Source organism: Campylobacter showae (genome assembly GCF_004803815.1).
In the GTDB taxonomy this organism is placed as follows: Bacteria; Campylobacterota; Campylobacteria; order Campylobacterales; family Campylobacteraceae; genus Campylobacter_A; species Campylobacter_A showae.
Genome location: NZ_CP012544.1, coordinates 465,967 through 478,944, shown reverse-complemented (window position 1 = coordinate 478,944; position 12,978 = coordinate 465,967). Strand labels below are relative to the sequence as shown.

Annotated in this window: 10 protein-coding genes; 2 read left to right on the top strand and 8 right to left on the bottom strand. The window is 46.9% G+C overall.

Going from position 1 to position 12,978, the window contains the following annotated elements; genetic code table 11:
* The first annotated feature begins 5 nt into the window (after positions 1 to 5).
* Entirely contained in the window at positions 6 to 1,409 is a 1,404-nt protein-coding gene (locus CSHOW_RS02365) for an amidohydrolase family protein (RefSeq protein WP_002947662.1), read from the top strand.
* 293 nt (positions 1,410 to 1,702) lie between these two features.
* Here the strand turns inward: CSHOW_RS02365 and CSHOW_RS02360 are convergent, their stop codons facing one another.
* The 4 genes from CSHOW_RS02360 to CSHOW_RS02345 all read right to left on the bottom strand — a co-directional run bounded on the left by CSHOW_RS02360 (position 1,703) and on the right by CSHOW_RS02345 (position 5,575).
* On the bottom strand, positions 1,703 to 2,656 hold the full coding sequence (locus CSHOW_RS02360; RefSeq protein ID WP_171992806.1) for a TPM domain-containing protein: 954 nt from the start codon (positions 2,654 to 2,656) through the stop codon (positions 1,703 to 1,705).
* A 156-nt stretch (positions 2,657 to 2,812) separates the two neighbouring features.
* A complete protein-coding gene (locus CSHOW_RS02355) occupies positions 2,813 to 3,844 on the bottom strand; it encodes a TPM domain-containing protein (protein ID WP_002947161.1) in 1,032 nt (343 codons plus the stop codon).
* Between the two features lie 159 nt (positions 3,845 to 4,003).
* Positions 4,004 to 4,963, bottom strand: coding sequence for a TPM domain-containing protein (locus tag CSHOW_RS02350; RefSeq protein WP_171992805.1), 960 nt, complete (start codon positions 4,961 to 4,963; stop codon positions 4,004 to 4,006).
* Between the two features lie 18 nt (positions 4,964 to 4,981).
* Entirely contained in the window at positions 4,982 to 5,575 is a 594-nt protein-coding gene (locus tag CSHOW_RS02345; protein WP_171992804.1) for a LemA family protein, read from the bottom strand.
* A gap of 264 nt (positions 5,576 to 5,839) precedes the next feature.
* Between CSHOW_RS02345 and CSHOW_RS02335 the strand changes: the two genes are divergently transcribed.
* Positions 5,840 to 8,083 (top strand): molybdopterin oxidoreductase family protein, encoded by a 2,244-nt coding sequence (locus CSHOW_RS02335; RefSeq protein ID WP_236844702.1) that lies wholly within the window; start codon positions 5,840 to 5,842, stop codon positions 8,081 to 8,083.
* 263 nt (positions 8,084 to 8,346) lie between these two features.
* Here CSHOW_RS02335 and fdh3B read toward each other — a convergent pair whose 3' ends face one another.
* From fdh3B to CSHOW_RS02310, 4 genes are read right to left on the bottom strand one after another with little or no spacing between them, the layout of a single operon-like run.
* Positions 8,347 to 8,988, bottom strand: a complete 642-nt coding sequence (fdh3B, locus tag CSHOW_RS02330) for a formate dehydrogenase FDH3 subunit beta (protein WP_004321074.1) — start codon at positions 8,986 to 8,988, stop codon at positions 8,347 to 8,349.
* 1 nt (position 8,989) lies between these two features.
* Positions 8,990 to 11,800, bottom strand: a complete 2,811-nt coding sequence (locus CSHOW_RS02325; RefSeq protein WP_081451800.1) for a formate dehydrogenase subunit alpha — start codon at positions 11,798 to 11,800, stop codon at positions 8,990 to 8,992.
* A gap of 46 nt (positions 11,801 to 11,846) precedes the next feature.
* A complete protein-coding gene (locus tag CSHOW_RS02315; protein ID WP_004321077.1) occupies positions 11,847 to 12,023 on the bottom strand; it encodes a twin-arginine translocation signal domain-containing protein in 177 nt (58 codons plus the stop codon).
* On the bottom strand, positions 12,010 to 12,735 hold the full coding sequence (locus CSHOW_RS02310; protein WP_004321078.1) for a TorD/DmsD family molecular chaperone: 726 nt from the start codon (positions 12,733 to 12,735) through the stop codon (positions 12,010 to 12,012). Before CSHOW_RS02310 ends, CSHOW_RS02315 begins: the two co-directional genes overlap by 14 nt.
* Between the last annotated feature and the right edge of the window lie 243 nt (positions 12,736 to 12,978).

The window sequence follows — 12,978 nt, the reverse complement described above, 5'->3', positions numbered from 1 at the left end:
AAACGATGTTTCGAAATGGTTTTTATAATGCATGCGAGGGTTTGGAGGCTTTTGGTTTTGGTGTAAATTTGAGAGGCGGAAAAACGGCGACAAATATGACGCCAAACTCAGCCCGCGCAAACGCCGCAAACTTTGGCTTAAATTTGGCTCGTAAAACGGAGACAAAATTAACTCGCGCAAATTTAGCCGAGCAGAACGCGCGAGTAAATTTGAGTTCAAATTTGAGAGTGAGCAAGACTGCCGCGCCAAAAACGCTCAGGTTTTGCCAAAACGCGAGTCAAATTTGCGCCAAAGATAAATTTGCCAAAGCGGGCGTAAATTTGACGGCAAGCGAAGCAAATTTGGGCGGGTTTTCGCGGGGTAAATTGAACGAAATCGCCGCGATAGAGAGCGAATTTGGCGGCTTGCAAAGCTCAAATTTAACGCAGATAAAAACCGTCGATATCCACTCGCATTTGCTTAGCGCGGATGTGAAATTCGACCGATTTTACGACAAACTAGCGCTTGCATTTTTTGCTAAAAAATTTGACATAAACAGGCGCGAGCTTATAAAAAACGGCTTTGAGGGTTACAAAAGTAACTTCGCGCGGCTGATTAAAAACTCAAATTTTGTCCAAAAGTCCGTGGTTTTCGGCGTCGATGCGAAATTTGACGCGAGAGGAAATCTCGTGCACAAGGACAAAACCGTCTGCGCCTCAAACGAGGATGTTTTTGCATTTTACGAGCAAAATCCGAGCGAAGTCGTGCCGTTTTTTAGCGTAAATCCAAACCGCAAAGACGCGCTAAATTTGATCGAAAAGTACCATAAAATGGGTTTTAAGGGCGGCAAGCTACTGCACTCGTACTGGGAGACGGATCTAAACGACAAGCGCTATGAGCCCTATTTTAGGCTACTTAGCGAGCTTAGGCTGCCGCTTGTTATCCACGTGGGCGACGAAAACTCGCTGGCGTCAAACAAGGCGCTTGAGAGTATCGAGCAGCTAAAATCCCCGCTAAATCTTGGCTGCCGCATCGTCTGCGCTCACATGGGCGCCTCAAGCGACGGCGCTTTCACGGCACTCTCGCGAGATCCCGAAAAATTCGGCGCAAACTACTTCACGCTACTTGGCTGGCTGCGCGAATTTGACGGGCTTTACGCCGATGTTTCGGCGCTGCTTTGCATAAACAAGGCCCGCATCCTGCCGCATCTAAAAACCCAAACGCAAATCCACGACAAAATTCTTTTCGGCACCGATTTTCCCGTGCCTTTTAGCGTAATTTTAAGTAGCTACGACCTGCCGTTTCGCGAGCGCCTCGCGCTAAACCGCATCCAAAATCCGCTCGATCGCTATGTGCGCGCGATGAGTTTGTATTTTGGCGAGAACTCGCCGATTTTTAGCAATTATAAAAAGATTTTAGGGGAGATTTGAGCTTGGATTTGGGGTGCAAATTTAATAGCGGGCGTGCAAATTTGAGCGCAGTTGGTAAAATTTGCACGTATTTTGACGGCGGTAGATTATAAGGTCAAATTTATGCGCCTTATCTACTGCGCCTAAAAAGCTGCAAATTTGACGACAACTAAATTTAGCAAAGCGAGCGAATTTTACGGCATCTCGGGCCAAATTTAACTACCGACTTGCGTTTTTAAATCAAATTTACAAAGAAAAAAGCGTCAAATTTAGCAAGCTCTCCAAATTTGACGCCAAATTTAAGCCTCGCGACTCTACCACCTGCCGCTAGCTCCGCCGCCGCCAAAGCCTCCGCCCCCTCCGCTAAATCCGCCTCCGGAGCTTCTACTGCCTCCGCTAAAGCCTCCGCCGCCGTAACCGCCAGAGCCGCCACCGCCGTACAAGCCTCTACCGCCGGTTTTCATATTTCGCATTAGATAAAAAAGTAGCACGAAAAGAACGAGCAAAACCCCGCCTCTAACAAGCAGATTCTCGATACCAAACGTCCCTGCGACTACGCCCGAGATAAAGCCTGATAGCGTCGCGCTAGCTCCGATTCGCAGAGCTGCCGCGCCGAAAATAGCCGAAGCAAATACCATCACCATGCCCACTACTATCCCGTAGGCTTCCACAGGCGTCTCATCTTGCTTTTCTATCTCCTTTTTAACCCCCTCATCCCCATCAAGCAATGCAATGATCTTTTGTATGCCTATGTTTATACCGTTTTGGATATCTCCTTTTTTAAACTCAGGTATTATGTAGTAGTTTATGATACTACTGCTAAGAGCGTCCGTTAGAGTACCTTCTAGGCCGTATCCTACCTCTATGCGTACTTGTTTGTCGTTTGGAGCTACTACTAATACTACTCCGTTATCTTTACCTTTTTGTCCTATACCCCAACGTCTAGCTAGTTCTATGGAGTACTCTTCTATTTGAGCGTTACCTAGAGATTCTATAGTAGCTACTACTACTTGATTAGTGGTATTGTTTTCGTGAGTGGCTAGTAATGTTTCTAGTTCGTCTTTTGTGCTCTGGCTTAGTACTCTTGCCTGATCTACTACCCTGCCGGTTAAGGCAGGGAAATTTGAACTCTTTTCGTTTGATGTTTGAGTAGTTTTTTCTTTTACGGTTTTGTTTTGTTCGGTAGCATTATCTGCTGCCGATAAATTTATAGCCGTAAGTCCTAAAAGCGTAAAAACGCAAAATAAAGTAGATAAAATGCGTTTCATTTTTGTACCTTGGTTGGGTTATTTGCATTGCTCGGCGTCAAATTTAAGCCAAGCAAGCATGCGTCTTAAATTTTACCACAAATTTACGCATAACAAAAGTAAATTTAAGCGCCGAATTTAAAAGATTAAATTTTGCGCCAAATTTTAAAACCGCGGCTACCACTTTCCGCTAGCTCCGCCTCCGCCAAAGCTTCCGCCGCCGCCTCTAAAGCCTTTACCATACCCATCGTCTCCGTCAGGACCTTCATAGTCGCCCTTTTCGATACCCTCATCACCAGCGTCACCCTTGTTCTTAGCCAGAATGTTTCTTAAAGCTATGCCAAGAAGTATCGCAGAAAGCGCAGCCGTTATACCGCCTCTGGCGGCGAAATCCTCGATGCCCAATCTTGGCGCTACCCAAAGCGAAATAGCGCCGCCAGTAAACGCGCTAACTCCGATAATAGCGCACACTTGTCCGATTATGCCGAACATATTTCTAGCGAATATCAGCAGCGCGCTAAATAACATCACATAGCCTTCGACCGGAAATTCGCTTAATTTTTCTATATCTTTTCTGACGTTCTCATCGCCCTCAAGTAGTGCAAGGATCTTTTGCGCGCCTATCTTTATGCCGCCCTCTATATCGTCTTTTTTAAACTCCGGAACTATGTAGTTATCGATGATGACTTCGCAGAAAGCATCTGTTATCGTGCCCTCTAAGCCGTATCCGACCTCGATACGCACCCGCCTATCGTTTGGTGCCACTACTAGCAACACGCCATTATTTTTATCTTTTTGTCCGATGCCCCAGTATCTACCCAGCTTTAAAGAATAATCGCTGATATTCACTCCGCCCAGAGTTTTTAGGGTAACTACTACGACCTGATTGGTCGTGTTGTTTTCGTGAGCGGCTAGCACGCTTTCTAGCTCCTCTTTGACGGAAGGACTAAGTATGCCTGCCTGATCTACGACTCTGCCCGTTAAAGCGGGAAAATTTAGCTGTTCGGCGATTTTTTGCGATACGTTTTCCTCTTTGGCGACCACACCCGGCGCATCTACCTGGCCGGCTGTTTTATCCATTAACGTAACAGGATGCAACTGCTCGGAGTTTTTTTGAGGCTCTTGCGTCTCATCAGATGGGACTAACAACAAAAGCCCCAAAACTAGCGCAATAACAGTATATAAAATATTAGTTAAAATGCGTTTCATCTTTATACCTTATCTATGGCGTCTAAAAAAGCCTGTAAATTTTACGGCATCTCGGGTAAAATTTAAAACGCCGACTTGCGGTTTTAAATCAAATTAGCAAAGCAAAAGCGTCAAATTTAGCAAGTCCTCCAAATTCGACGCCAAATTTAAAGCGACAATCTACCACCTACCGCTAGCTCCGCCTCCGCCAAAGCTGCCGCCTCCGCCGCTAAAGCCGCCCCCGGAGCTTCTGCTGCCTCCTCCGCTAGAGCTACTACTGGAGCCGCTCGACGATGATCCGCCTCCGCCACCTCCGCTACCGACCTTCACGTCTTTGACCAAGTAGAAAAATCCCGCGGCAATCCCGAGTACGACGGCAAGTTGAGCTGTGATATCCTCGATACCGAAGCATAAATTTACAAAAAGGCCAATGATGCTAGCGACCATGACGCTAAGGCCGATATTCATGATCATATCGCCTAAAAAAGCCGATGCGATTATCGCCGCAATACCGCCCATTATCCCGTAGACCTCTATTGACATATCATAGTCGCCCTTAGCTTCTATCTCCTTTTTAACCCCCTCATCCCCATCAAGCAATGCAATGATCTTTTGTATGCCTATGTTTATACCGTTTTGGATATCTCCTTTTTTAAACTCAGGTATTATGTAGTAGTTTATGATACTACTGCTAAGAGCGTCCGTTAGAGTACCTTCTAGGCCGTATCCTACCTCTATGCGTACTTGTTTGTCGTTTGGAGCTACTACTAATACTACTCCGTTATCTTTACCTTTTTGTCCTATACCCCAACGTCTAGCTAGTTCTATGGAGTACTCTTCTATTTGAGCGTTACCTAGAGATTCTATAGTAGCTACTACTACTTGATTAGTGGTATTGTTTTCGTGAGTGGCTAGTAATGTTTCTAGTTCGTCTTTTGTGCTCTGGCTTAGTACTCTTGCCTGATCTACTACCCTGCCGGTTAAGGCAGGGAAATTTGAACTCTTTTCGTTTGATGTTTGAGTAGTTTTTTCTTTTACGGTTTTGTTTTGTTCGGTAGCATTATCTGCTGCCGATAAATTTATAGCCGTAAGTCCTAAAAGCGTAAAAACGCAAAATAAAGTAGATAAAATGCGTTTCATTTTTGTACCTTGGTTGGGTTATTTGGCGAAAGATACGTCCGGTGCGCTTTGTTCGGACTCGCTTGCTTCAAACGTCGCACGAGTTTTGAGCTCTGGATAAAAAATTGCGGCTATAAACTTATCCGGTATCTTGCGAAGGGCGATGTTATAGTCCTTGACCGCTGCGATATAGTCCTTTCTAGCGACCGCGATGCGATTTTCCGTACCTTCAAGCTGACTTTGAAGGGAGAGGAAATTTTGATCGGCTTTTAGCTGAGGGTAGTTCTCGGTGATAGCCATTAGCCTAGATAGCGCGCCGCCTAGAGTTTTTTGAGCGTTTTCAAACTCTTTTAGCTTAGCAGGATCGTCTATCGAGCTAACGTCGATCGTCATCTGAGAAGCCTTGCTTCTAGCTTCCGTTACTTCCTTAAATACGCCTTCCTCGTGGCTAGCGTAGCCTTGAACTGTTTTTACCAAATTTGGGATAAGATCGGCGCGGCGTTTGTATTGGTTTTGCACCTGAGCCCATTTCTCTTTGACCGTCTCGTCGAGTACCGGAAAGGCGTTAATATACTTCATGGCGATACCGCCGATGATACCTAGGATAACTAGAAAAGCAACTAGATTTTTCATGGGTGCTCCTTGAAAAGATTTTCTATCTCCATTATACATCTAAATACATTTAAAAGTAATAATTTTTAAATAAATTTTACATTGTGTTAAACATATACCTAAAAATTTCCCTAAAAATAAAAAATTTAAAGCAAAAAAGTAATATGCTAAATTTGCATATTACTTAAATAATTCTTAAAAAATTATACTAATTTTAAAACTAAATTTATATTTGCCGTTGTATAATAATCTCATAAATTTCAGTAATACCAGAAAGGAGCGAAAATGGAAGAGATAGTAAAGACTACCTGTCCATATTGCGGTACGGGCTGCGGCATCGATCTTATCGTGCGAAACGGTAGAATCGTAGACGCCAAACCCAGCAAAGATCACCACGTAAACGACGGCGAACTTTGCCTAAAAGGAATGTTCGGTTGGGAGTTCGTAAACTCTCCTAAACGCTTAAGTCGACCGATGATGAGAAAGCTAAACGGCGTCTACGACAAGCGCGGCGAGCTTGAAGAAGTGAGTTTTGAGGAGGTTTATGATTTCCTCGCGGATAAATTTAAATCCACCGTCGCAAAATACGGCCCAAACTCGATCATGGGCTTTAGCTCTGCGCGCTCAAATAACGAAGACAACTACGTTTTCCAGAAATTTTTCCGCGCTCAGGGCAGCAACAACGTCGATCACTGCGCCCGTCTTTGACACGCTCCTACAGTGGCAGGTCTTGCCAGCACGTTAGGAAACGGAACGATGACTAATGATTTGGTCGAATTTGCGACCGACACGGACGTATTTTTACTCATCGGTACAAACACGAGCGAGTGCCACCCGATCATCGCTATGCAGATGCAGCGCGGCCTTCAGCGCGGCGCGAAGATGATCGTCGTAGATCCAAAGCGCACCGATATGGCCAAAAAAGCCGATATTTTCTTGCAAATCCCGATCGGAGCGAATATTAAAACGCTAAATACGATGATGCATGTCATAATCGCCGAAAATTTACAAGATAGCGAATTTATAGAAAAATACTCCGAGGGCTTCGAGTATCTAAAAGAGGCGGTTAAGGACTTTACGCCTGAGCGTTTCGAGCGCGAAACGGGCGTAAAAAAAGAGCTCATCATAGAGGCAGCTAGAATGTATGCTAAAGCAGGCGCGGCGGCGATTTGCTACACGATGGGTATCACGCAGTTTAGTGACGGCACGTCAAACGTATTTTCGCTATCAAATTTAGCCGTTTTAACGGGAAATTTGGGCAAAAAAGGTGCTGGCGTAAATCCTCTGCGCGGTCAAAACAACGTCCAAGGCGCATGCGATATGGGCGCGCTGCCTAACGTCATCCCGGCCGGCGCGGTAAACAGCCCTTACGCACAGGAGCAAGCGCGCAAAGTATGGCACTTTGAGCTAAATCCGGTTCCGGGCTTTAAGCTAACGCAAGCACCCGATAAAATGGATAGCGGCGAGCTAAAAGTCCTCTACGTCTACGGCGAAAATCCCGTAATGAGCGATCCTTGGACCGAGCACTTCGTCCACGCCGTGCACCATCTAGACTGCTTTATCGTGCAGGATCTTTTCTTTACCGAGAGCGCGCATAAGGCCGATGTGGTGCTACCTGCCGCGGGCTGGGGCGAAAAGGACGGAACCTTTATCAACACCTCTCGCCGCGTCCAACGCACTCGCAAGGCTAGCGAACCCGTTAGCGGCGTGGAGCCTGATTGGAAGGTCGTTTGCAACATCGCAAACCGCATGGGGCTAGAGGGATTTGACTTTGCGGGCCCTGAGCAAATTTGGAACGAGTTAAGGGAGCTTATGCCTAAATTTTTCGGCGGCATAAGCTACTATAGACTAGGCAAACTAGGCGGTATCAGCTGGCCGTGCCCAGACGAGGAGCACCCGGGTACGCCGGTGCTTTACGCAGATCACAAGTCCATGCTGCCTGGCGGTAAATTCCGCTTCGCGCCGGTGCTTTACTTAGACGACAAAAACGAACGCGCAAAAGCAGAAGCCGAATTTAGAGCCAAGATGAATATCCCGGAGGGCTACCCAGTCGGTAGCGGCGCGCTTAGCGAGGTGCCAGACGAGGTCTATCCGTGCCTATTTACGACCGGACGCAAGGTCTATCACTACCACACGGGCACGATGACTAGAGAGTGCCCTGCCCTAGAGTATGGCGCGGGCGTAGAGGGCGCACTCATAGAGGTGAGCCCGGATATCGCTCGCGAGAGGGAGCTAGAGGAAGGCTGCTACGCACTCGTACAAAACAAACGCGGCCAGATCGCGGCAAAACTGCGCGTCAATCCGGACCTAAAAGAAGGTACGATATTTACGACCTTCCACTATAGCGAGGCCGACGGTAACGAGCTAGCCAACGCGGGCGATCCCGATCCGCTCTCAGGCATCACGCCGCTAAAGATGACGATAGCAAATATCAGGCGTCTAAGCGAAGAGGAGTTTATCAAATTTAGAGAGCAAAACGAAATGTCGATGCACTCGGCAAATCCGTATTTGTCGCCTGTTAGAGCGTAAATTTAGGGCGGGAGACCGCCCTTTTCTACTTAAATTTTATCTACATATTGATTTCAAATTTTACTCGTGTCAAATTTTAATGCCAAAGCCAAAATCTAGCGTCAAATTTAATGAGATTTTTGCAATAAATGAAGCGGGATAAATTTGATAAAATTTAAAACCGAGTCGAGTAGAATTTAAATCTGAGTCAAATTTGACGCAGACAAACCGCGTCAAATTTGGTGTTATAGTTCGCCCCGCCAAAGCGAGCGGAGCGGATAAATTTAGAAGCTGTATTTTAGCCTGTCGCCCGCGTAATAAGCAAGCTTCCAGGTCGGAGTTTGTTTTAGGTCTTTAAAGCCGTAGCCGCGAGCCTTGACTCTGTCGCCGTAGATTTTTTCTATCATTGCAGATTCGCCTACTAGCAGCGCCTTTGTCGAGCACATTGCGGCACAAACCGGCACTTTGCCTTCGGAAATTCTATCCTGGCCGTACTCTTCGCGCTCGGCTTCGCTATTTGTCGGTAGCGGACCGCCTGCGCACATCGTGCACTTATCCATCGAGCCTTTCGCGCCAAATACCCCCTCGCGCGGGAACTGAGGCGCGCCGAACGGACACGCGTATAGGCAGTATCCGCAGCCGATACAGATATCTTTGTCGTGTAGTACGACGCCGTCGGCTCTGATATAAAAGCAATCGACCGGGCAAACGAGCGAGCATGGAGCATCCTCGCAGTGCATGCAAGCTATCGAGGTCGAGATCTCTTTACCTGGCACGCCCTCGTTTAGCGTGATGACGCGGCGGCGGCGGATGCCAAGAGGCAGCTCGTGAGCCTCGTCGCAAGCCACCGCGCAGCCGTTACAGTCGATGCATCTATCGTCGTCGCAGTAAAATTTAAGTCTATTGTTGTCATTAAATTCGCTCATTTTACGCCTTTTCTATGCGGCATAGACCGCTTTTTGTTTCTGGGATTTGAGTGACTATATCGTAGCCGTAGTTAGCGACGGTATTTGCGCTCTCGCCTACCGCATAAGGCTTGGTGCCGTCAGGGAAATTACCCGTCATATCGACGCCCTGCATGTATCCAGCCCAGTGAAACGGCAAGAATATAGTATCTGGTTTAACCGACGGTACGACTCTAGCTCGTACTTTGATTTTCGTGCCTTCAGGCGAATGAATCCATACGAAATCCCAGTTTTTAATGCCGTGTTTAGCCGCAAGCTCAGGATGGATATCTGCAAACATCTCAGGCGTGATGCGAGATAGATACATACTAGCGCGCGTTTCCATGCCAGCACCGCTAAAGTTTACAAGGCGTCCCGTGGTTAAATTTATCGGGAACTCTTTTGAGAAGTCCTTACTTAGCTGCAAGCTCTTGTATTTCGTAAATACGCGGTAGTGATTCGGCTTATCCTCAAAGCTCGGATACTTCTGCGCAAGGTCTTGGCGAGGCGTATGTAGCGGCTCTCTGTGCTGCGGTATCTGATCGACGAATGTCCAAACTATCGCTCTAGCTCTTGCGTTGCCGTACGGAGCGATGCCCTTTTCCATGCATTTTTCAGCGATTATACCGCTAGCGTCGGTTGCCCACGTCGCTCCCATTTTTTCGCGCTCTTCATCAGTTAGCGTTATGCCTAGTACCTTTTCGATATTATCTTTTTTGATCTCCGGATATCCGCCGCTTTGAGCGCCGCCTACAGGCGCGCTACCGTCGCCAGCTAGCTGATTTACGCCGTTATGCTCTAGGCCGAAGCGGTTTCTAAAGCCCATGCCACCTTGCATTACCGGTTTATTTATATCGTATAAATTTGGACTACCAGGGTGCTTTTCCGTCCAGCAAGGCCACGGCAAGCCGTAGTATTCGCCGGCTACCTCGGTACCCTCTTTGCCCATTAGCGTTTTTTCGTCAAATTTATCCCAGTTAGCCTGATGGCGTTTTAGACGCTCCGGCGTCCAGCCGGTTAGGCCGATGCTTTTTACGATACTAGCGATCTCGCGAGTGGCTGCTTCAGGCCACTCGATCTTGCCCTCGGAGTCTCTGATCGTGCGAGTTAGCTCGTCATAGTAGCCTAGCCTTTTGGCAAGCTCAAATAAAATTTCGTGATCGGGCATACTCTCAAACAGAGGCTCTACGACTTGGCTTCTCCACTGGCCGCTGCGGTTTGTTGCTACGACAGTACCGCTAGTTTCAAACTGCGTCGCCGCAGGTAGTAGATAGACGTCGTCTTTTTTATTTGTTATAACGCCGGCGTCGTTTACGAAAGGATCAAGCAGTACCAAAAGCTCAAGCCCGTCAAGGCCCTCTTGTACTTTTGCCTGTTGAGCTGTCGAGGTGATACCGTTGCCGATGACGATTAGCGCCTTTAGGCTATCGCCAGCGTTTTCTATAGTGTCGTTGCCGTTTTTGCCGTCAAGCACGCCCGCCCACCAGCGAGCTAGGGTAAATCCCGGTTTAAACATCCATTCAGGTTTTACAAAATTTCCTTGCAACCACTCGTAGTCCACTTTCCACATTTTAGCGAAATATTTCCACGTAGCTTCGTTTTTAGCGTAGTATCCAGGCAAGCTATCAGGGGCGTTTGCCATATCGCTAGCGCCTTGTACGTTATCGTGACCGCGCAAGATGTTGCAGCCGCCGCCTGATACGCCCATATTTCCTAGTATTAGTTGCAGGATCGGAGCGATACGAGTGTTTGAGCTGCCTATGGTGTGCTGAGTTAGACCCATCGCCCAAACGACCGATCCCGGTCGATTTTTAGCAAAAACTTCGGTTATCTCTTTTAGCGTCGCAGCAGGTACGCCAGTGACATCCTCGACCACTTCAGGCGTCCATTTTGCGGCCTCTTTGCGGATCTCGTCGATACCGTACGTGCGGTCTTCTATAAATTTCTTATCTTCCCAGCCGTTTTCAAAGATGAGATTCATCATACCGTACATAAAAGGTATGTCCGTGCCTGGGCGAATTTGAGCGAAATAATCAGCCTTAGCCGCAGTTCTCGTGTATCTTGGATCGACCACGATCAGCTTCGCGCCGTTATTTTCTTTCGCTTTTAGAAAATGTCTGAATCCTACCGGGTGGTTTACAGCCGGATTTGCGCCGATTATAAAGATAGACTTCGCGTTTTGGATATCTCCAAGGTGATTAGTCATAGCTCCATAACCCCACGTATTCGCCACACCGGCGACTGTTGCGCTATGTCAAATTCTAGCTTGGTGATCTAGGTTGTTTGTCCCAAACATCGCAGAGAATTTACTGATGTAGTAGCTCTGCTCGTTGCTATCTTTTGCTGAACCCAGAAACATAACTTGCTCCGGGTTTTTCTCACGGTAAGCTTTTAGTTTTGCGCCGATCTCATCAAGCGCGTCTTTGTAGCTGATGCGTTTCCATTTGCCGCCGACTTTTTTCATCGGATATTTTACACGGCAGTGAGAGCGCACCATATCGATGACGTCGCTGCCCTTACAGCAGTGACCGCCAGCGCTTACCGGGTGATCTTGGGCCACCTCTTGGCGTACCCAAACGCCGTTTTCTACCTCGGCTAGCACTCCGCATCCAACAGAGCAAACCGAGCAAACGGTTTTTACGATTTTAGAGTTTGGAAACGGATTTGCCATCTCTTCTTTGGTCGCACTTCTGGTTATGCCGCTAGCAGCCAGTCCGCTCATGCTGCCCGCAACGCCCGCTAGCGCGGCCATTTTTAAAAACGATCTTCGCCCGACTGCGTTTGAGTTGGACATAAGACGTAAATTTGCCTCAGACATATTTATCCTTTCTTAAATTTTATTATTTCGCTTGTTCGTAGTATAGATCCCAGTTTTTGCTTCTTTTATAAAGCACCTCGGTCTTTTTACTTTTACCGTATTTTAGGTTTGACGCCGTAGCCGTTATGGCTCCTGCCGTAGCCGCTACCGCGCCGGCGATGCCGGCCTTTTTTAAAAATTCTCGCCTATTTTTTTGCATTTTCTTCCTCCATAGCTTTTATCTTTCTCACTCGGTTTTTTTGTCTTCTTATGGCTTCGGATCTTGAAACTCCGTCCAAAGTCTTTTTGTTTTCGCCGTGATTTATAGGACGCGGCGCGCTCAAAACTACGCGCTCAAACTCGATAAATCCTTGCAGTAGCACCGCGACGTCCTTGTAAATTTCGCTACTTTCGTGATTAAAAAGACTCTCTATAAACTCATCGATGTTTGGGTTTATGATCTCTTTAAAAAGCTGTTCCTCAAGCTCGCCGTATAGCTCCAGCTCGCCCTCGCGCGCTATAAATTCGCTCATTAGCGCAAACACGAAGCCTACGTTGTCTTCACTTTCTTTAAATTTAGCCTCATCTCGCCTAAGGTCGGTGCGGGCTAAGATTTTACGCACTTTCGCGCAGGCATGCCCGACCTCGTAGCCCTCGTCGTAGTACGACAGCGAGTTTCTAAGCGGGCTTGGCGGAGCGTGGAAAATGTCATCAAACTCATCAGCTAAATTTTTAGGATTTTTCTCGTCAAATTTTGCTTGTATATGCATTATCGCAGCGGCTGATTCTTCGTTTAGAGCGTGCGCTGCGGCAAGTCCTAGCATCGCATTTAGGCCGGTAAATCTATCGCCACTTAGACTAAAAACGAAAAAACGCGAAAAAAGCGAGTAGTAAAGTCCTCGTCCCGCCGCAAATTCGCCCTTGCTGGTCATCGCTTTCCTTTATCATTTTTGTCTATTTTTTGAGATTTTTCTCGATTGTGAAACTATACTACTTTTTGGCTTATTTCTTATACTTAAAAAAAAATAAATTAAAAAAATTAATATACGCTTAAATATGCCTTAATTGCATATTACTTGTAGTGAATTTTAGGGGGTAAAAGAAATATGAAATTTGCGCATATATCTCGCATTTACGCTTCATTTTGATATTTACTTTTAACTAGACTCTTTTAA

Bases quoted from the DNA above. Each gene is read 5' to 3' on its own strand.
- CSHOW_RS02350 (WP_171992805.1), bottom strand. From the start codon at position 4,963: ATGAAACGCATTTTATCTACTTTATTTTGCGTTTTTACGCTTTTAGGA.
- fdh3B (WP_004321074.1), bottom strand. From the start codon at position 8,988: ATGAGCGAATTTAATGACAACAATAGACTTAAATTTTACTGCGACGAC.
- CSHOW_RS02345 (WP_171992804.1), bottom strand. From the start codon at position 5,575: ATGAAAAATCTAGTTGCTTTTCTAGTTATCCTAGGTATCATCGGCGGT.
- CSHOW_RS02310 (WP_004321078.1), bottom strand. From the start codon at position 12,735: ATGACCAGCAAGGGCGAATTTGCGGCGGGACGAGGACTTTACTACTCG.
- CSHOW_RS02365 (WP_002947662.1), top strand. From the start codon at position 6: ATGTTTCGAAATGGTTTTTATAATGCATGCGAGGGTTTGGAGGCTTTT.
- CSHOW_RS02315 (WP_004321077.1), bottom strand. From the start codon at position 12,023: ATGCAAAAAAATAGGCGAGAATTTTTAAAAAAGGCCGGCATCGCCGGC.
- CSHOW_RS02355 (WP_002947161.1), bottom strand. From the start codon at position 3,844: ATGAAACGCATTTTAACTAATATTTTATATACTGTTATTGCGCTAGTT.
- CSHOW_RS02360 (WP_171992806.1), bottom strand. From the start codon at position 2,656: ATGAAACGCATTTTATCTACTTTATTTTGCGTTTTTACGCTTTTAGGA.